The 17,572-nt window shown below is 70.7% G+C and carries 19 protein-coding genes; 4 read left to right on the top strand and 15 right to left on the bottom strand.

Features of this window, described 5'->3' with window-relative positions:
- Nucleotides 1-9 precede the first annotated feature (9 nt).
- Entirely contained in the window at nucleotides 10-636 is a 627-nt protein-coding gene (locus PHA84_RS09195; protein ID WP_270887795.1) for a class I SAM-dependent DNA methyltransferase, read from the top strand.
- A gap of 43 nt (nucleotides 637-679) precedes the next feature.
- On the opposite strand, the gene PHA84_RS09190 is transcribed toward PHA84_RS09195, so the two are convergent.
- The gene (locus tag PHA84_RS09190; RefSeq protein ID WP_270887794.1) at nucleotides 680-868 is read right to left on the bottom strand and encodes a methionine aminopeptidase; all 189 of its coding nucleotides are present in this window, start codon (nucleotides 866-868) and stop codon (nucleotides 680-682) included.
- Nucleotides 869-917: 49 nt separating this feature from the next.
- Between PHA84_RS09190 and map the strand changes: the two genes are divergently transcribed.
- Both map and ppgK read left to right on the top strand, forming a co-directional pair.
- Complete coding sequence (gene map, locus PHA84_RS09185; protein ID WP_270887793.1) at nucleotides 918-1,781, top strand: type I methionyl aminopeptidase; 864 nt, start codon at nucleotides 918-920, stop codon at nucleotides 1,779-1,781.
- A 32-nt stretch (nucleotides 1,782-1,813) separates the two neighbouring features.
- Nucleotides 1,814-2,572, top strand: coding sequence for a polyphosphate--glucose phosphotransferase (ppgK, locus tag PHA84_RS09180; protein ID WP_270887792.1), 759 nt, complete (start codon nucleotides 1,814-1,816; stop codon nucleotides 2,570-2,572).
- A gap of 9 nt (nucleotides 2,573-2,581) precedes the next feature.
- Here ppgK and PHA84_RS09175 read toward each other — a convergent pair whose 3' ends face one another.
- The 4 genes from PHA84_RS09175 to PHA84_RS09160 are packed head-to-tail and all read right to left on the bottom strand — an operon-like array spanning nucleotide 2,582 to nucleotide 6,400.
- Nucleotides 2,582-4,153 carry a hypothetical protein gene (locus PHA84_RS09175; protein ID WP_270887791.1) on the bottom strand — a complete coding sequence of 524 codons (1,572 nt, stop codon included), beginning with the start codon at nucleotides 4,151-4,153 and terminating at the stop codon, nucleotides 2,582-2,584.
- Nucleotides 4,129-4,899 carry an ABC transporter ATP-binding protein gene (locus PHA84_RS09170; RefSeq protein WP_270887790.1) on the bottom strand — a complete coding sequence of 257 codons (771 nt, stop codon included), beginning with the start codon at nucleotides 4,897-4,899 and terminating at the stop codon, nucleotides 4,129-4,131. The genes PHA84_RS09175 and PHA84_RS09170 overlap by 25 nt, the downstream gene beginning before the upstream one ends.
- Nucleotides 4,900-4,950: 51 nt before the next feature.
- Complete coding sequence (locus tag PHA84_RS09165) at nucleotides 4,951-5,607, bottom strand: MBL fold metallo-hydrolase (RefSeq protein WP_270887789.1); 657 nt, start codon at nucleotides 5,605-5,607, stop codon at nucleotides 4,951-4,953.
- A gap of 46 nt (nucleotides 5,608-5,653) precedes the next feature.
- Nucleotides 5,654-6,400: a GAF and ANTAR domain-containing protein gene (locus PHA84_RS09160; protein WP_270887788.1), complete on the bottom strand. Its 747-nt coding sequence runs from the start codon at nucleotides 6,398-6,400 to the stop codon at nucleotides 5,654-5,656.
- A 229-nt stretch (nucleotides 6,401-6,629) separates the two neighbouring features.
- On the opposite strand from PHA84_RS09160, the gene PHA84_RS09155 reads away from it, so the two are divergent.
- Complete coding sequence (locus tag PHA84_RS09155; protein ID WP_270887787.1) at nucleotides 6,630-7,331, top strand: ANTAR domain-containing protein; 702 nt, start codon at nucleotides 6,630-6,632, stop codon at nucleotides 7,329-7,331.
- Nucleotides 7,332-7,417: 86 nt separating this feature from the next.
- On the opposite strand, the gene PHA84_RS09150 is transcribed toward PHA84_RS09155, so the two are convergent.
- From PHA84_RS09150 to PHA84_RS09105, 10 genes are all read right to left on the bottom strand, one after another.
- Nucleotides 7,418-7,654 carry a hypothetical protein gene (locus PHA84_RS09150; protein WP_270887786.1) on the bottom strand — a complete coding sequence of 79 codons (237 nt, stop codon included), beginning with the start codon at nucleotides 7,652-7,654 and terminating at the stop codon, nucleotides 7,418-7,420.
- Between the two features lie 114 nt (nucleotides 7,655-7,768).
- Nucleotides 7,769-8,416 carry a Crp/Fnr family transcriptional regulator gene (locus tag PHA84_RS09145; RefSeq protein WP_270887785.1) on the bottom strand — a complete coding sequence of 216 codons (648 nt, stop codon included), beginning with the start codon at nucleotides 8,414-8,416 and terminating at the stop codon, nucleotides 7,769-7,771.
- 185 nt (nucleotides 8,417-8,601) lie between these two features.
- Complete coding sequence (locus PHA84_RS09140; protein WP_270887784.1) at nucleotides 8,602-8,736, bottom strand: hypothetical protein; 135 nt, start codon at nucleotides 8,734-8,736, stop codon at nucleotides 8,602-8,604.
- 87 nt (nucleotides 8,737-8,823) lie between these two features.
- Complete coding sequence (locus PHA84_RS09135) at nucleotides 8,824-10,425, bottom strand: peptide ligase PGM1-related protein (protein WP_270887783.1); 1,602 nt, start codon at nucleotides 10,423-10,425, stop codon at nucleotides 8,824-8,826.
- A complete protein-coding gene (locus PHA84_RS09130) occupies nucleotides 10,422-11,546 on the bottom strand; it encodes a response regulator (protein ID WP_270887782.1) in 1,125 nt (374 codons plus the stop codon). The genes PHA84_RS09135 and PHA84_RS09130 overlap by 4 nt, the downstream gene beginning before the upstream one ends.
- Nucleotides 11,539-11,925 (bottom strand): response regulator, encoded by a 387-nt coding sequence (locus PHA84_RS09125; RefSeq protein ID WP_270887781.1) that lies wholly within the window; start codon nucleotides 11,923-11,925, stop codon nucleotides 11,539-11,541. Before PHA84_RS09125 ends, PHA84_RS09130 begins: the two co-directional genes overlap by 8 nt.
- Nucleotides 11,922-14,582, bottom strand: a complete 2,661-nt coding sequence (locus tag PHA84_RS09120; protein WP_270887780.1) for a response regulator — start codon at nucleotides 14,580-14,582, stop codon at nucleotides 11,922-11,924. The genes PHA84_RS09125 and PHA84_RS09120 overlap by 4 nt, the downstream gene beginning before the upstream one ends.
- 66 nt (nucleotides 14,583-14,648) lie before the next feature.
- Nucleotides 14,649-15,515: a DMT family transporter gene (locus tag PHA84_RS09115; RefSeq protein WP_270887779.1), complete on the bottom strand. Its 867-nt coding sequence runs from the start codon at nucleotides 15,513-15,515 to the stop codon at nucleotides 14,649-14,651.
- A complete protein-coding gene (locus PHA84_RS09110) occupies nucleotides 15,512-16,042 on the bottom strand; it encodes a VOC family protein (protein WP_270887778.1) in 531 nt (176 codons plus the stop codon). The genes PHA84_RS09115 and PHA84_RS09110 overlap by 4 nt, the downstream gene beginning before the upstream one ends.
- The gene (locus PHA84_RS09105) at nucleotides 16,039-17,571 is read right to left on the bottom strand and encodes a GMC oxidoreductase (protein ID WP_270887777.1); all 1,533 of its coding nucleotides are present in this window, start codon (nucleotides 17,569-17,571) and stop codon (nucleotides 16,039-16,041) included. The genes PHA84_RS09110 and PHA84_RS09105 overlap by 4 nt, the downstream gene beginning before the upstream one ends.
- Nucleotide 17,572: the final 1 nt, after the last annotated feature.

Raw genomic sequence — 17,572 nt, 5'->3', positions numbered from 1 at the left:
GCTGGACGCATGAGCGAGACGGAACCCCGCACCCGCTGGTCCGAGGTCTCCGCCGGCCTGGGCGGTGCCACGGCATACCAGCAGCGGTTCGACGACCTGGCAGCCTCGGGGGTCGACATCCACGGCGAGGCGGCCTTCGTCGAGTCGCTGCTGCCACCGCCGGCGAGGGTGCTCGACGCCGGCTGCGGTACCGGCCGGGTCGCCACCCAGCTCACGGCCCTGGGCTACCACTGCGTCGGTGTGGACTCAGACCCCGACATGATCGCGGTCGCGGAGCAGCGTGACCCCTCCACCCGGTGGGTCCGGCAGGACCTGAGCCGGCTCGAGCTGCGCTCGCAAGCCTTCGAGGTGGCCATCCTCGCCGGCAACGTCATCCCGCTCCTGGCACCGGGAACCCTCGTGACCGCGGTGGAGAGGCTGGCCGCCCACCTGCAGCCGGGCGGCCTGCTGGTCGCAGGTTTCGGGCTCGACGAGGCGCACCTGCCGCCGGGGTGTCCAGTCACCCCACTGGCCGACTACGACCGCGCCTGCGACGTGGCAGGGCTGTCCTTCGTGCGCCGGCACTCCGGCTGGGACCGGGTGAGCTGGAGACCCGACTCCGGGTATGCCGTGTCGGTCCACCGGCTCAACGACTGAGCGGTCAGGCACGACTCGCACTGCGTCCGGCGACTCGGAGGGCTCAGTCGTCGGTGGAGCCTTCCTCCCACGCCTTGTCCTCGGCGTCCCAGGCCTCGGTCCGTGCCCGTGCGGACTCCAGCGCGTTGGCGGCCGCCTCCTGGGTGTCGTAGGGGCCCATCAGGTCGTCGCCCTGGCTCTTGGCGTCGTCCGGCTCGACCTGCCCGGTGGTGAGGTTGTACCAGTAGGCCATCAGTGCCCTCCAACTCGACGGATCTGCGCACGTCCCTAGACTCCACCGTATGCCGTTGACGTACGCAAGTGTGGCCCCGGGCGAGGTGTCGCCGCGTCGTCCCGTCCCCGCGTCGATCCCCCGGCCGGAGTACGTCGACCGGCCTGCCCCGGCTCGCGACACCAGCCCCGAGGTCAAGGACGCGGAGACGATCGAGCGGATGCGGGTCGCCGGCAGGATCGCGGCTCAGGCGATGCAGGCCGCAGCGCAGGCCATCGCGCCAGGGGTGACCACCGACGAGATCGACCGCGTCGGCCACGAGTTCCTCCTCGACCATGGCGCCTACCCCTCGACCCTGGGGTACAAGGGCTTCCCGAAGTCGCTGTGCACCTCGGTCAACGAGGTGGTCTGTCATGGCATCCCCGACAGCCGGCCCCTCGAAGACGGCGACATCGTCAACATCGACATCACGGCGTACCTCGACGGCGTCCACGGGGACACCGACGCGACGTACCTCGTCGGCGACGTGGACGAGGAGTCGCGGCTGCTCGTCGAGCGCACCCACGAGGCCATGATGCGCGGGATCAGGGCGGCACTGCCCGGTCGCGAGCTCAACGTCATCGGGCGGGTGATCCAGAGCTACGCCAAGCGGTTCGGCTACGGGGTGGTCCGCGACTTCACCGGTCATGGCATCGGGCGCTCCTTCCACTCGGGGCTCGTGGTGCCGCACTACGATGCGGCACCGTCGTACAGCACGCTGATCGAGCCGGGGATGACCTTCACCGTCGAGCCGATGCTCAACCTGGGCACGCACGAGTGGGAGATGTGGGACGACGACTGGACGGTCGTCACCAAGGACCGGCGGCGGTCGGCGCAGTTCGAGCACACGATCCTGATCACCGAGAGCGGCAACGAGATCCTGACGCTGCCGTAGCCCTGGGGCCACGGCAAGGAGAGGTGGAAGACATGGCCAAGCACGGGCTACCCCTGGGCATCGACGTGGGAGGCAGCGGGATCAAGGGTGCGCCGGTCGACCTTGCCAAGGGAGCGTTCGCCGCCAAGCGCCAGCGCATCGACACCCCGGTGCCGTCCACCCCCGAGGCAGTCGCCGACGTGATCGACCAGATCGTCGACTACTTCGACGACGTCCGCGGCGACTCCCCCATCGGCGTGACCATTCCCGGCGTCGTGACCCACGGCGTGGTGAGGTCTGCGGCGAACATCGACAAGTCATGGCTGGACTTCGACGCCGAGCCGATGCTCGAGAAGAAGCTCGGTCACGACATCGTGCTGGTGAACGACGCCGACGCGGCCGGCGTGGCGGAGCTGCACTACGGCGCTGCCAAGGGGCAGAAGGGGCTCGTCATCATGACGACCCTCGGCACGGGCATCGGGACGGCGCTGATCTACGACGGCGAGCTCGTCCCGAACTCCGAGCTGGGTCACCTCGAGCTGGACGGGTACGACGCGGAGACCCGGGCGGCCTCCTCCGTGAAGGACAAGGAGGGGCTGAGCTACCCCGAGTGGGCCACCCGGCTGCAGCGCTACTACAGCCACCTCGAGGCCCTCCTCTGGCCCGACCTCTTCGTCGTCGGTGGAGGCGTGTCCAAGGATTCGGAGAAGTTCCTGCCGCTGCTGACTCTGCGCACCCCCATCGTGCCGGCGACGCTGCAGAACAAGGCGGGCATCATCGGTGCGGCGCACCTGGCGGCACATCACCACTAGGCGGAGTACTCAGCGCAACGCCACGAGGTCCTGCAGCAGGTCGGCCTGACGCCGGGTGAAGAGCCGCGCCCCCAGGCGCGCCCCGGTCACAAGGCAGGCGGCGCCCAGGGCCGGGCCGAGCGCCAGGACCAGCCACCCGGCCCAGTCGCGTCCGGTCCAGGCCAGAACGCCGAGGACCAGGGCTGGCGAGGAGAGCGACACGACGGCGGCGCCGCACAGGGTCTGCACGGCCAACGTCACGCCGACGGACCCCGGACGGCTGCTGAACGGGTTCTCCCCCGGTGGGGGCACGGCGTACTGCTTCACGGCGCTGGTGACGCAGGCGACGGCGAAACCGTTGAGCGCCAAGGCCGTCGCGACCCCGAGAGTCGCCGGCAGCAGCCGCCACGGGCCTCCGACGAGCGGACCCAGGAGGGCGTACGCCGGCACGCAGACCAGAGCCAGGAGACCTGACGGGAAGAGCCGGCCGAGCCGGTCGCTCAGCCCGTCGACGCCCGAGGCGACGTGCATCCAGAAGGCGGTGGAGTCGTAGCCCACGTCGTTGTGCTGGCCCCAGCCGATGAGGTATGCGGAGACGAGCGGCATCGCCACCAGAGCCAGGTCCACCCTCGACCCGAGGCCGGGTAGCAACAGCCCGCAGGGAAGCACCGCCGTCATGACCGCAGGCAGGTTGAGTCGAGGGTCCCGGACCCAGTAGGTGCCTGCACGTGCGGCGACGGCGCCCACGGGCGAACCCGGGAGGCGGCCGAACAGCCCGAGCCCCCGCCGGGTCCCGCTGTCGGTCCCGGACGTCGACCGGGGGCTGCACAGCACCGAGGCGAGCAGCCGCTCCCAGACGGCGAAAAGCGCGAGGCACAGCCCGCCGGCCAGCAGGAGGCGGAGCAGCGCCGCTCTCCAGTGGCCGAGAGCGACGTCACCGGCCGCCGCCCAGGCCCAACCCAACGGCGTCCACGCCACCACGTCGGCCAGCGAGGTGAGGACGTGTCGGTCGACCCCCCTTTGGCCCACCAGGCTGGCGGACGGAGCCAACGAGAGCACGAGCAGGAGCACGCCCATGCCGGCGACGTCCCGGCCCCGACGGCTGGCGAGCACCGCCGACGCCGCCGCCGTCACGATCCGGCTCAGCAGCACGCACGCGGCCAGGCCCGCGACTCCTCCCAACAGCGCCATGACCGCCGCGCCCGCAGAACGTGACCCTGCCACGACGGTTCCCACCACGAGCATCGACGAGGCGAGCCCCGGGATCCCGACCAGCGCCGAGAGCACGAGCCCGAGCGCGAGAGTGCGCACCGGCACCGGGAAGGGGGCGAACCGAGCCGGGTCCAGCGTGGGGTCGACTCCGAAGAGCAGGACGGGCAGCAGCCCCCAGCCGGCGGTCAACGCCGCCCCACCGAGGACCACCGCGGTGCGGGTCAGCACCGGGTCGGCCTGAAGCCGCAGCGCGACGAGCGCTGTCATCGCCGCGAGCAGCAGCCCGCCGCCGTAGACGACGCCGGCCACCATTCCGACGATCGCGGCGACGTTGCGCCGAAGGCCGTTGCGCAGCAGCGCGAGCTTCAGTCGCAGGAGGTGCGCAACCATGCCAGGCCCTGCACGGCGGTACTCTCCCCGACCAGGTCCAGGAAGCGGTCCTCGAGACTCAGCCCGGCCTGGACGGCCGCCACGGGGCCGGCCGCGCGGACGCGGCCCCGGGCGATGATGGCGACGTGGTCGCAGATCCGCTCCACCAGGTCCATGACGTGGCTGGAGAGGACGACGGTCCCCCCACCGGCGGTGAAGTCCTCGAGGATCCCGCGGATCGTGCGGGCGGACACCGGGTCCACCGCCTCGAACGGCTCGTCCAGCACGAGCAGCCGCGGGGCGTGGACGAGGGCGCAGGCCAACGTCACCTTCTTCGTCATGCCGGCGGAGTAGTCGATCACGAGCTTGTCGGCCTCGTCAGCGAGGCCGAGGGCGACGAGCAGCTCGTCGACGCGGTCCAGCACGAGGCGGCGGTCCATGGCCCGCAGGAGGCCGGCATAGGTGACCAGCTGACGGCCCGTGAGGCGGTCGAAGATCCGCAGCCCGTCCGGTAGCACGCCGATGCCTGCCTTCGCCTGCACGGGGTCGGTCCAGACGTCGGTGCCGAGGACCTCTGCCGAGCCGGCGTCGGGACGCATCAGCCCGGTGGCCATGGACAGCGTGGTCGTCTTCCCCGCGCCGTTGGGTCCTACGAGGCCGTAGAACGAGCCCCGAGGCACGTCCAGGTCCAGGTGGTCGACCGCCATCGTGTCACCGAAGCGCTTGGTGAGCCCACGCAGGCGCAGGGCGGTCTCGGGACGGGACATGCAGGGAAAACTACGCGAAGCGACGGCCTCGGGTGGACAAGTCGCGGGGGATCAGAGTGCGAAGTCTGCCGGCAGCCCGTCCCCGAGGTCCCGGATGGCGGTGATCGGCGAGCCGAGGTCGCGCGCCTGGGTGAGATAGAGCTTGCGTCCGGCGCCGTTGAGGAGGCCGTCGTGGACCGGCACCGCGGTGGGAGCAGCCAACCGCCGCAGGAACGCTGTCATCTCGCGGCTGCGGGCCCAGGGCGCATGGAGCGGGAAGGCCAGCACGTCGACACCTTCCGGCTCTGCGTCCAGGGCGTCTCCGGGATGGAACAGGGTCGGTTCGCCGGCGGCGGAGATGCGCATGCCGGTGTTGTGGATGCGCGGTAGGTCGTCGTGGATCAGCGCGTGCAGCTCCCCCACCCCAGTGACGGTGGCGCCCTTGACGCTGACCTCCTCACCCGCCCCGAGCGACTGCGCGTCGAAGCCGAGGTCGTGCAGCAGTCCTGCGGAGTCGGGGTCGGCCAGGAGCACGACGTCCGGGCTGCCTCGCAGCAGGTCGGGCACGATGTCCCGGTCCAGGTGGTCGGCATGCTGGTGGGTCACCAGGACCGCGTCCAGGGCGCGCTGGTCGCGGGCACCCGGCGAGAAGCCCCCCGGGTCGACCAGGATGCGGGCGTCCGCCGTCTCGACGAGCAGGCACGAGTGTCCGAGATGGGTGATCCGCATGCATCCACCGTAGGCCGACCGCCAGGCCCACGCCCGCCGCTGCCAGTCAGCGCAGGGAGCCCCTGCCTCCGCCCGACGCCGGTGGCTCGCCAGGGAGCTGGTTCGCAGCCTCCGTCTGGGCGACGAGTTCCAGAGCCACGTCGCGCAGCTTGATGTTGCCCGTCTGGGAGACCCTGCTGAGGTACTGGAAGGCGCGCTCCTCGGTGAGCTCGTACCGCACCATGAGGATCCCGATCGCCTGTCCGATGGCCTTGCGCGTCGCCAGCGCGGTGTTGAGGTTCTGCTCCGTGTTGGCGCGCCCGAGGGCCAGCGCCGCATGGGCGGCGAAGATCTCGGCCAGCTCGGGAGTGTCGGGCGGCAGCTCGTCGCTCTCGGTGGAGTACAGGTTGAGCCCACCCAGGGTGGACTCCTCCACGTACAGCCGAAGCGCGAGCTGGGCACGCAGCCCGAGGTCCACCGCCTTGGGCATGTACCGGGGCCACCGGTCCCAGTAACGGTCCGCATAGCTCACGCTCACGACCTCGGCGTCGCGCAGGGAGTCGACACACGGGCCCTCCGACAGCTCGTACTGGAGCTGGTCGAGCTTGAGGACCAACGGGTCCGTGGCCGCCATGGTCTCGATCGTGCCGTCCCGATGGGTGATGGAGACGCCGACGTGGTCGATCCCCGGCAGCGAGCGCTGCGCCGCGTTGACGATGGTGTCCAGCGTGCTGGCCACGTCTCGTGGTGCGTTGATGTCCCGCGCCACGGTGGCAAGCACCCGCGCGACGCCGGTACCCGAACTACCGCTCATGTCGCACCTCCAGTCCCGTCGACCTATCCACCACCCTGCCGGCGCAGCGCGATGCCGTCCCTTGTCCTGCTGACCCTCCAGCCCTGCTGTCCCTCTGCCTCAGGGCCGCTGGCGACCATACCCCGTGGTGGTGACCCCAAAACCGACCCATCCGCTTCCGGACGGCCGGAGGGGTTTGTGCCCTGCCTGGGCTGGGAAATAGGGGGCCGATGAAGGAGGACCGATCGTCGTGCCGCTAGAACCGCTGCCCGAGACCGCGGCGGCCCTCGAAGAGGTCGGAAGCTGGTCCGAGGAGGATCTGCTCGCCGACCTGAAGCGCTGCGGGGAGAAGGTCCAGCAGGTCGTGCCGGAGTGCGTAGGCATGAGCCTGGCCATGTTCACGGAGGGGCTGACGTTCACGTTGGTGGCCACGTCCGAGGACATCGCCGCCCTGGATGCCGTGCAGTACGCCGTCGGCGGGCCGTGCGTGGACGCGGTCCTCGAGGAGGAGATCCTCGACACGAGCGGCGGCGCGGGGCTTCTGGACGAGGGTCGCTGGGCGGCTTTCGCCCGTGCGGGGGCCGCTGCCGGGGTGCTGAGCACTCTCTCCATGCCGCTCGGCGAGAAGGACAGGGTCATCGGCGGCGTCAACTTCTACGCCTCCACTCCCGACGCCTTCAACGGCCGGCACGAGGCGCTCGCCGCGATCATGGGGGCGTGGGCCCCGGGCGCGGTGATGAACGCCGAGATGACCTTCTCCAGTCGCGTCGCCGCTCGTGAGGCGCCTCGTCTGCTGGCTGACCAGGGTGTCATCGACCGGGCCACCGGCTACGTCGCCGCCGCCCGCCGGATCGACCTCGTCGCGGCCCGGGAGGTGCTCCTGGAGGCCGCCGCACGTGCGGGGGTGCACGAGGCGGACGTGGCCCGGGCGGTGCTGAAAGGCATCGAGTGACGGGCTGAAAGGCATCGAGTGGCGGGCACCGAGTGAGGCCAGGGGGCGCCGGGCGGGAGTGAGGCCAGGGGGCGCCGGGCGGCTCCTCAGGCGTCCCCGGACGTCCCTGTCAGGGTGGTCGGGCCAGCCTGGTCGACGCCGTCCTTGTCACCGCCGTCCGTGTCACCGCTGTCCTTGTCACCGCTGTCCTTGTCACCGGCGTGCTCGGCCAGCCACGCGTCGCGATCCACCCACTGGGTGTCGCAGACCAGGCACCGGAAGGCCGTCTGGGTCGCCGGCGGCTGACCAGCCGGTACGTGCCGGGGCACCTTGATCGTCGCCACCTTGGGACTCTCGCACTTCGGGCAGGTCCGCCCTCCACCAGCCATGGCCACACCATGCCATGAGCCAAGAGGAGGAGCACGCCGGCCCCCAGGCGATGACGGGGCGGCAGGCGGTCAGCGTGGCGCCAGACCCCGCGGCCGCAGCACCTGGATGTGTCCACGCGAGAGCACGACGCTGCCCTCGTCCGCGAGCCGGCGCAGCACGCGGTTCGTCGCAGGCCTGGAGGCGCCCGCCATCTCGGCGAGGTCCGTCTGCCTAATAGGCAGGACGACCCGGCCCTGCGGAGCGCCGTAGATCCGGCACAGGTCCCGCAGTCGCCCTACGACGCGCTCCTCCACGCTCGAGTACAGCGCCTCCATGAGGTGGTCGGAGAGGCGACGGACCTGGGCGGCGAGCACGTCGACGAGGAGCCGGTTCACCGCAGGGCTGCCGTCGACCAGGACGCGGAAGTCGTCGGCTCCCAGGACGAGCGTCACGACGGGCTCCAACGCCACTACTGAGGAGCTGCGCCGCGCGTTGGGCGCGAGCAGGGCGAGCTCGCCGAAAGCGTCACCCGCACCGAGCACCGTGAAGGCCGCACGGTCTCCCGACGCGGTGGTGCGGCGGACCAGCACGTGACCCTCGACGACGAAATGGACGGACTGCGAGGCATCCCCCTCGTGCAGCACCGTCTCGCCCCGGCGGTAGCACCGTCTCGTCATGAGCTCGAGGACTCGCGTCCGGTCCTGCTCGGTCAGCCCGCTCAGCAGGTGCCACTCCATGGCTGAGTGGAGCACCTCGCGGGCGAACCCACAACGTGGCACCCGCCACAGCCGGTGTGTCACCGGCGGAACAGACGTCCGTCCCGTCGGCGCGGAGATTGAGCGTGTCCTTCCTCCACACCACCGAGAACGAACGGAGTGGCCGCCATGACGACCCGGCTTCACCATCACCCCGACGTGACACATCACCATCCAGTCGTCCGGCGCACCGTGATGGGGCGCTGGACCTGGAGCTGCTCCTGCGGCGGCGCGTCATGCCGCACCTCCCCCAGCCCGGCCAGCTGGCACCAGATGCTGGTCGAGGCGCTGAGGCACTCCACCACCCTCGCTCCGTGATGCCTCCGCTCCGATGCCTTCGCTCCGTGATGCCTTCGCTCCGTGACGCCCGGGCTGCGTGATGCCTTCGGTCAGAGCTGGAGAGGCTGAGCAGCCAGGGCGGCCTCGGCCTCCTCGTGCAGGGCTCTCTCCGCAGCCGAGTAGACCGCCTGGGCAGCGTCCGCCGTCTCCGCGATCGCCGTCATCCCGACACGGCCGCACTCCGTGATCGCACTGATCATGTGGAAGACGATCCCTCGGCCACGGGACTGGTCGTAGTGCATGCCGGTCCGGGCGACGAGGTCGAACAGGTCGTCGACCCGCAACCCGTGCAACAGCGGGTCCTCGAGGTGGTCGGTGGCGACGAGATGTCGCTCCTCACCGCTCGGCGTCAGGAACCGGCCCGAGTCAGCGTCGTACCGGCCGTCGGTGAGGAACTGAAGAGTCAGGAAGGGGTGGGTGGTACCGCCTTTGCGCAGGTTCACCTCGATCGCGTAGCTGGTCCACCCCGCGCCGTCTGAGGCCTGCGGACCGTCGTGGACCACGACGAAGTCGACGGCGAAACGTCCCATGACGCCCTTGCGCGCGAGGACCTGGCCGATCCGGGTCGCTTCCGCGGTGATGAGCGAGGCGTATGCCGGCTCGGCCGGGAACCGGGCACCCAGGTACGACTGTCCGCTCGGTCCCCCGAGCACCTGGTCGTGCGTGGACAGGATCTCGAGCTCGCCCAGGGGGGTGACCCGCAGCTGCACGCTGGGACTGCGGATGTCCTGACCGACGACCCGCTCCTCGATGATCCCGCCCCGCTCGGACAGCTTGTCGAGGAAGGCTCCTACCGTGACCTGACTGGACTCGAGCTGCATCGACAGGACCCGCTGCTCCACCTCGCCCGGTTCGGTGGCCGAGCCGGGCTCGGGGAGCCCGGTCAGGTCCACCACCGCGTTCCCCGACCCTGAGACGCCTTCGTTCAGCTTCACCATGGCGGAGCGGACAGCAGGATGGTCACCGCGCAGCTCGACCAGAGCGCCCACGACGTCAGCAAGACTGTGGAGGTCCTCTGCCCCCGCAGGAAACCGGACGTCGGCTTCCGAGAACACCTGTCGGCACCCCGACTTGGTGCCCAGGGGGAAGAGCCGCGGGTCCGCGGCGTACATCGGGATGCCCAGCTCCACCGCGAGGTCACGCTCCAGCGTCGTCGTGTTGTACGGCACCAGATGGCAGCGCAGCGGGTCGGGGATGTGGGAGCGCATCAGGGCCAGCAGCCGGGGTCGCGCCAGGAGCTTCGCGGTCAGTGACCCGGCGCGCGAGTCCCCGACGTCGACCAGGTGCAGGCGCGAGCGCGCATGACCGGGGATGACTCCTGGCAGGAGTGACAGGTAGTACTCCAGGATCGCCGGGTTGATCGCCACGGAGGTGACGTACACCATTCGAAGGCGCGGCTGCCGGAGCAGGAGCAGCATGAACAGGAACCGCTCCTCCATGGCCTGGGTCATGGCCGCACTGCCGGCGGTCACCCGGTCGAGGGTCAGCGAGGGGACGACGACGACGGACTCGAGCGGGTCGGCGGTCTGGATGCCCCGCCAGACGGCGGGCATCCGCTCCTGGAGCCGGTCGAAGACGGCATACCGTGCTGCCTCGTCGAGGTCGGCCAGGGTGGTGGCGCCCGTCGCGCCCGTCGCGCCGACCACGGTCATGGCGACACCCGCGAGGGCACGCCGAGAACCTCGTACGCCTCGATGCGGCGGGAGAAGCCCTTGAGAGCCAACGGGCCGACCGCTCGGGCCTCCACCGGACCGGTGACCCCCGACAGGACCCGCGGGGTGACGAGGATCTGCCCGTCGACCGCCTCCGAGCAGAGCCTGGCGGCGAGGTTGGTGACGGTGCCGATCGCGGCGTAGTCGTAGCGGCCCTCGAACCCGACCCGCCCCAGCGTCGCGTAGCCCTGCGCGATGCCGACGCCGAAGCCCAGGCTGTGACCACGCCACCGCCACGACTCGGCCAGCTCGGCGACCCGCGCCCGCATCTCGACCGCCATCGACACGGCACGCTCAGGTGCGTCGGCGCAGGGCACCGGGTCGTTGAAGAAGACCATGAGACCGTCCCCGGCGAAGTGTTCGAGCGTCCCCTCGTAGGCGAAGACCAGCTCCCCCAATGTGCGGTGGTAGTCCCCGAGGACGGCCATCGTCTCCTCCGGCTCGGAGGTCTCCGCGAAGGCGGTGAAGCCGCGAAGGTCCGTGAAGACCGTCGTGATCTCCCGCCGGTGGCTGCGCAGGACGCCGTCGTCCCCGCTGTCGAGGATCTCCCTGGCCACCTGTGGAGCGAGGAACCGGCGGAGCCGGTCCAGCCGCTCGAGCTCGGCCACCTGACTGGCCACCCGGCCGGCCAGCTCCTCGTTCCAGGCACGGAGCTCGGCGGCCTGCGCCGTCACCGTGTCGTGGTAGCGCTTGATGCGCACCAGGGAGCGGACCCGCGCGAGCAGCTCCGCCTGGTCGAACGGCTTGGTGACGAAGTCGTCCGCGCCCGCCTCGATGGCCTGCAGCCGTTCCCGTCCACCGCTCGCCGTCACCATGACGACGGGCAGGAAGGAGGTCGCGGGGTCGGCCCGGATCCTGCGACAGGTCTCGTAGCCGTCCAGTCCCGGCATCATCACGTCCAGCAGCACGACGTCCGGCAGTCGCAGGCCGAGCGCTTCGAGCGCCTGCTCCCCCGAGGTGGCGGTCTCCACCGTGAAGCCTCGGGGGCTGAGGATCGCGTCCATCAGCTTGACGTTCTGCGCCAGGTCGTCGACCACCAGGACCCTGCCGTCGTCACCCATCAGGTCCTCCTGCGACGAGGTGGCGCCGGACCTGCCCGGGAAAGTCGCGCACGCTGATGGGCTTCTCCAGGTAGCCGTCGAACCCGGCGTCCATCGCACGCTCCCGGTCCGCTGCCATGGCGAAGGCCGTCAGGGCGACCACCGGTATGGCGGCGGTACGGGGGTCGGCGCGCAGACGGGAGAGGGCCGCGTGGCCGTCGATGCCGGGAAGCTGGAGATCCATGAGGATGAGGTCCGGCGCCGTCCGGAGCGCCTCGCCCAGAGCCTCCTCCCCCGTGGTCGCGACGTGGACGACGAACCCGTGGAACTCCAGGACGTCACGGGCCAGCTTGACGTTGCGCTGGTTGTCCTCCACGAGCAGCACGGTGCTCCCCGTCACGACGGCACCCCCTGGGCCGCCGCCCCGCCGGCGTGGGTGAGGGAGGCAAGGCGAGCGGACAGCTGGACCAGGTCGAGGTGTCCCTTGCCGGCCACGAACTCGACGCGTCCACGCAGTCGCCGGCGGTCCTGGGCCGTCAAGGTCTTGGCGGTCAGCACCACGATCGGCGTCCCGCGCGTCGCAGGATCCGCATGAACCTGGTCGATGACTCGGAAGCCGTCCGGGTCCGGCATGAGCAGGTCAACGAGGATGACCGCCGGCCGCTCGGCGCGGACGATCGCCTGGGCCTCGGTGCCTTCCCCACAGGTGCGGACGTCCCAGCCCAGTGGTTCGAGCGTGGCTCGGACGAGCTCGAGGGCGGTCGGGTCGTCGTCGATGACGAGGATCCGCCGCGCCCCCGCCTCCGGCTCCGGCCGGTCCACCACCACCCGCCGCAGGGCAGCCAGGAGGTCGTCTCGGCGTACCGGCTTGACGAGGTAGTCGGACGCCCCGAGCGCGAAGCCGTGTCCCTGCTCGGGCAGCACGGAGACGACGACCACCGGCAGCTCCGCGGTCTCGGGGTCCGCCTTGAGGGCGCTGAGCACCGCCCAGCCGTCCATGCCCGGCAGCCGGATGTCGAGGATGACCGCGGCCGGGTGCAGGGACCGGACTGCAGCCAGCCCCTGCTCACCGGTCCGGACGGGTACGGCGTGGAGCCCGGCCGCGGTGATGTGGACCGAGACCAGCTCGGCGGAGCTCTCGTCGTCGTCGATGACGACCACCAGGGGCCTCTCGTCGGGTGCGACGAGCTCCCACTGCGCCGGGCCCGCTTCGGGCACCGGCTCGGCGTGCAGGGGGATGCTGAAGCCGAAGATGCTTCCGCGACCCGGCTCGCTGTCGAGCCACATGGTGCCGCCGTGCAGCTCGACGATCCTGCGGGTCAGGGTCAGGCCCAGCCCGGTGCCCTCTGCGGAGGCGGCGTTCCGGCCCGCCTGCTGGAACGAGTCGAAGATGCGCGCCTGGTCGGAGGCGGGAATGCCGACCCCGGTGTCCTCGACGGTGACGACCAGGCTGTCCTCCTCGCGGCGAGCGGTCACCCGAACGCTCCCGTCGTCGGGCGTGAACTTCACGGCGTTGCTCAGCAGGTTGAGGACGATCTGCTTGAAGCGCAGCGGGTCGGCCCACACCGCGCCGAGCTCTGCGGGCGCGTCCAGTGACAGGGCGATGCCGTGCTGCGACGCACGTTCGCGCACCAGCGCCAGGGTGGACGCCAAGGCCTCCGCGGCATCGAAGGTGCGGAGCTCGAGCTCCATCCGGCCGGCCTCGACCTTGGAGAGGTCGAGGATGTCGTTGAGCAGCGCCAGGAGGTGCCGGCCCGCGCCGAGGATGTCCTGGAGGTAGTCGGCCTGCCGCTCGTTGAGGTCGCCGAACATCCGCTCGAGCAGCACCTCCGAGAAGCCGATCACCGCGTTGAGCGGCGTCCTGAGCTCGTGCGACATGCTCGCGAGGAACTCCGACTTGTGCCGGCTGGCCTCAGCGAGCTCTGCGCTCTGTCGCTCCAGCTCCTGGTAGAGCCTGGCGTTGACCAGGGCGATGGTCGACTGGCTCGCGAAGGCCGACAGCAGCTCGCAGATCTCGGCGCTGAAGCCGCCCGGCTGCTTTCGGCGGACGACGAGCGCGCCAACGATGCGGTCGGGCCTGGTCATCGGGATGGCGACCAGAGAGCGCCAGCCGGCCGCGTGCAGCACCGCGAGGTGCGGGTCGAGGTCGACCGCCGAGAGGTCCGGGATCTGGGCCACCGTGTCGGAGGCCGCCGCGCGGCCGACGAAGCTCTCCTCGACATGGATCCGGGACTGGCGCAGCTCCTCGATGACCTCGGGGCTGGTGCCGTAAGCGGTCCGGACACGGAAGAGCTCGGTGTCCTCGTCGTACTCCATCAGGGAGCCGCCGTCGGTCTCCGACAGCCGGACGGCGTGGGTGACGATGGTGGTGAGCACCTCGTCGGGGTCCAGGGACGCGCTGACCGCCTCGCTGACCTGCGCCAGGGCCTCGAGCTGGGCAACCTTGCGGGACAGCTCCTCGGACCTGCTCTCGAGGGCATGGAAGAGTCCGACGTTGCGCAGCGCCAGGGCGCCTTGCGCCGCGAACGTGCTGAGCAGGCTGCACACCCGGTCGTCGAAGCGGTCGACCCGCGTTCGCCACACGGAAAGGACGCCGACCACCTCGTCGCCGACGACCATCGGGGCGCCCATGATCGTCCGGTAGCCCCCGCGCCGCTGGAACTCCGGCCGGTTGTAGTCGGGGTCTGAGAGCACGTCGACGATCTGCTGGGTTCGACCGTCCAGGCTGACCCGACCGATCAAGGAAGCGCGGTTCCGTGGGACCGGCCCCGCGCTGGCGAGCTCCAGGTACGCCGGAGGGAGCCCGACGGAGTGGACCATCGCAAGGGTGTCGTCCCGGACGAGGTGGATCTGGGTGGCATCCGCCCGGCAGAGCCTGCGGGCCCGCTCCACGATGGCGTCGAAGACCTCCATCTGCCCCGAGCTCGAGGTACCGAGCACCGCGAGGATCTCGCTCGTGGCGGCAAGCTGCTCCTGGGTCTCGGTGAGCCGCTCAGCGAGGCTGGCCTGCCCCGCGACCGCAGCGGACCCACTGCTGGTGTTCGCGGAGCCGACCATCCCGGCCTCCGTTCCCGGCCACACCGGCGGCCGTGGGGAGCGACCCTTGCATTGTGCTCCCCACCCTCACCCCTTGCCTACGACCAACGGGTGAGGAACATCGACCGGTGGAGCAGTGGCGAGCCGCCGCAGGCCGACGACCATGACGAGCAGACACGCCACGTACAGGACCAGCAGCGCGGGGCGCCTGCTCGGCGACTCATCGAAGACGAAGAAGCCGAAGGCGATGGACACCAGGACGTCGACGACGTTCAGGGTCGGCATCGAGACCGAGACAGGCGCCTGCCGGTACGCCGCCTGGTTCAGCGCCACCCCAGCAAGCCCGAGGACCCCCAGCGCGGCGAGGGGCCAGAGAGCGACCTCCCCGGCCACCACCGCGAGCACCGACATCTTGAGCAGGCCCGCGGTCAGGCCGAACAGCACGCCCGCGGCACCGCCGAGGAGAAGCCCCCGCGGCCTGCCCCCCATCGGAGCCTTCACCCGCCACAGGCACCCACAGACGGCGACCGTGCCCAGGACGATGAGCACCCCGGCAGCCGGCGCGTGGGCGGTTCCCGGGCCGGGGAGGGGATCTGACACGAGGACGAGCACACAGAGGCCGGCAGCCACCACCGAGGACCAGAAGACCTCGGTGTGCGACGGGAGGTGCCGGTCCAGGGCAGCGCGCACGACGACGGCGAACACGATCCCGCTGATCATCAGGGGCTGGACGAGCGCGAGCGCCCCCACCCGCACGGCGAGCGCATGGAGGACGAACCCGACCCCGCCCACGACGAGCCCGAGGTGCCAGGCCGGTTTCCGGACGAGGTAGCGCAGGAGCACCCGGAACCGGTGCGCGGACCGGGGTGCCGAGGAGACGGCGCGGTGCTGAAGGGACGTGGACACCGCGAAGCACGCGGCCGAGCCGAGCGCCGCCACCACGGCGCCGATCACCGAGTGGCCGACTTCGTGCGGTAGTGGCGGCGGTACAGGCTGTGCCGGAAGACGAGGCCGCCCAGCGGGCCCAGCCACTTGAGCACCGGACGCATGTGCCGCAGGTCGATGAGCTCGATGAGGTTGCCATCGGGGTCCTTGACGAAGAAGAAGAACTGCCCGTGCGGGGACTGTTCCGGCCGGCTCACGATCTCGACGCCTCTGCCCGCAAGATACGCGTGCCATGCGTGGGTGTCCCGCACGTTGAAGGAGATGTGCGTCATGCCGACCCGGTTCCAGGCCACGTCGGCCGCCGGCTGCCGAGGGTCGAACTCGAAGATCTCGATCGTCGCGCCGCCCGGCACCCGGATCCACCCGATCCTGCACGTCGGCTCCGGCGCATCCACCCCGAAGAACGTCCGCACGCGGTGGGTGGGAGTGTCGGAGACTCCCACTACCGGGCAGCCGAACGTCTCCCAGTAGAAGCGCACGGCTTCGTCGAAGTCGGAGACGGTGATGGCGACGTGGCTGAACGAGTGCACTTTCACGGCAGCTGCTCCCTGTGCTGGAGGTCGTGTCGAGCGAGGTGGTCGGCGACGCGCAGAGCCTGCGCGATGATCGTCAGCCCCGGGTTGACGGCCGCCGACGAGGGGAAGAAGGACGCGTCGACCACGAAGAGGTTGCCGATGTCGTGGCTGCGGCAGAACTCGTCGAGCACCGACGTGCGCGGGTCCTTGCCGAACACGAGGGTGCCGCACTGGTGGGTGGTGTTCTGGACCTTGAACGAATGCGTGACGACCTTCCAGAAGCCCAGCCGCCGCAGCATCCGCACCGCCTCCGCCACCAGCTCCGCGTGCGGGACCACGTTGTTCGGCCGGTAGCGCACCCGAAGGCGTCCGTCCGGCTCGACGCAGACGCGGTTCTCCTCGCGTGGCAGGTCCTCGGACAGGGCGAGCCAGTCGACGCCACGGGCCACCCAGGCGTTGTACGCCCAGACCGGGATGGAGGGGGCCACGGTCTGCGCCACGACGCCGTGGGCCCGGCCCTGGGACTGCAGGTGGCCGAGGGGGTATTCGCGCCCGTTGCCGGCGAAGTAGAAGTCGTTGACGGCCACGGTCTTCTGGAACACCGTGGGGTTGACCTCGAACGGATGAAAGGCTTCGAGCATCGTGGCCAGGTGTGCCATGTAGCGCCTGCCTACCTGCCCCGAGCTGTTCGCCAGCCCGTTCCTGTGCTTGTCGTTCGCCGAGCGGAGCAGGAGCGCGGCCGAGTTCACGGCGCCGCACGAGACGACCACCGTGGAGGCACCGACGCGGACTGTTCGCCCCTTCCGAGTGATCTCCACCTCTTGTACCCGTTCCCCGGTGGCGTCGGTGATCAGCCGGTCCGCATGGGCCCCTTCCCACAGGGTGACGCCGGGGGTGGCGAGCGCCGGCTGGACGCAGAGCAGCTCTGCGTCGCTCTTGGCATGGATCCGGCAGGGGAAGGAGTTGCAGGTGTTGCACAGGACGCACCCGCCCGGCTCGCCGGGACGGATCAGTCCGAGCGGAAGGTATGACGGGTGGAGACCCTGGGCGAGGAGCCCGTCCACGATCAGCTGCATACGAGGCTCGTGCCGCACTGGAGGGAACGGGAACCCTGTCCTGGGCGGCTCGGTCGGGTCCGCGCCGGCCTGCCCATGGACCTGGAAGAGCGCCTCCGCGCGGTCGTACCACGGCGCCAGGGTGGCGTAGTCGATCGGCCAGGCCGGTGAGACGCCGTCGTGGTGCTCGACGCCGGTGAAGTCCTCCGCTCGCAGGCGGTACAGCACGCTTCCCCAGAACTTGGTGTTGCCGCCCACGACGTAGTGCATGAAGGGATGGAACTCTCGGCCCGCGTCGTTGAGCCAGCGCTCGTCCGCGCGGTAGCGCAGCTGCTTCCACACCGCGGCAGGGTCCCAGTTCTCGGCCTCCTGCGGCACGGAGTACCCGCGCTCGACGAGCAGGATGCTGGCGCCTGACGAGGACAGCGCGTGCGCCATCGTGCCGCCTCCGGCGCCGGTCCCCACGATGACGACGTCGTAGTGCTCCTGCGGCATG

Source organism: Pedococcus sp. 5OH_020, from assembly GCF_027812955.1.
In the GTDB taxonomy this organism is placed as follows: domain Bacteria; phylum Actinomycetota; class Actinomycetes; order Actinomycetales; family Dermatophilaceae; genus Pedococcus.
The sequence above is the reverse complement of the archived record's forward strand: the minus strand, read 5'-3'. Positions and strand labels throughout refer to the sequence as shown.

Bases quoted from the DNA above. Each gene is read 5' to 3' on its own strand.
- PHA84_RS09195 (WP_270887795.1), top strand. From the start codon at position 10: ATGAGCGAGACGGAACCCCGCACCCGCTGGTCCGAGGTCTCCGCCGGC.
- PHA84_RS09190 (WP_270887794.1), bottom strand. From the start codon at position 868: ATGGCCTACTGGTACAACCTCACCACCGGGCAGGTCGAGCCGGACGAC.
- map (WP_270887793.1), top strand. From the start codon at position 918: ATGCCGTTGACGTACGCAAGTGTGGCCCCGGGCGAGGTGTCGCCGCGT.
- ppgK (WP_270887792.1), top strand. From the start codon at position 1,814: ATGGCCAAGCACGGGCTACCCCTGGGCATCGACGTGGGAGGCAGCGGG.
- PHA84_RS09175 (WP_270887791.1), bottom strand. From the start codon at position 4,153: ATGGTTGCGCACCTCCTGCGACTGAAGCTCGCGCTGCTGCGCAACGGC.
- PHA84_RS09170 (WP_270887790.1), bottom strand. From the start codon at position 4,899: ATGTCCCGTCCCGAGACCGCCCTGCGCCTGCGTGGGCTCACCAAGCGC.
- PHA84_RS09165 (WP_270887789.1), bottom strand. From the start codon at position 5,607: ATGCGGATCACCCATCTCGGACACTCGTGCCTGCTCGTCGAGACGGCG.
- PHA84_RS09160 (WP_270887788.1), bottom strand. From the start codon at position 6,400: ATGAGCGGTAGTTCGGGTACCGGCGTCGCGCGGGTGCTTGCCACCGTG.
- PHA84_RS09145 (WP_270887785.1), bottom strand. From the start codon at position 8,416: ATGGAGTGGCACCTGCTGAGCGGGCTGACCGAGCAGGACCGGACGCGA.
- PHA84_RS09135 (WP_270887783.1), bottom strand. From the start codon at position 10,425: ATGACCGTGGTCGGCGCGACGGGCGCGACGGGCGCCACCACCCTGGCC.
- PHA84_RS09130 (WP_270887782.1), bottom strand. From the start codon at position 11,546: ATGGGTGACGACGGCAGGGTCCTGGTGGTCGACGACCTGGCGCAGAAC.
- PHA84_RS09120 (WP_270887780.1), bottom strand. From the start codon at position 14,582: ATGGTCGGCTCCGCGAACACCAGCAGTGGGTCCGCTGCGGTCGCGGGG.
- PHA84_RS09105 (WP_270887777.1), bottom strand. From the start codon at position 17,571: ATGCCGCAGGAGCACTACGACGTCGTCATCGTGGGGACCGGCGCCGGA.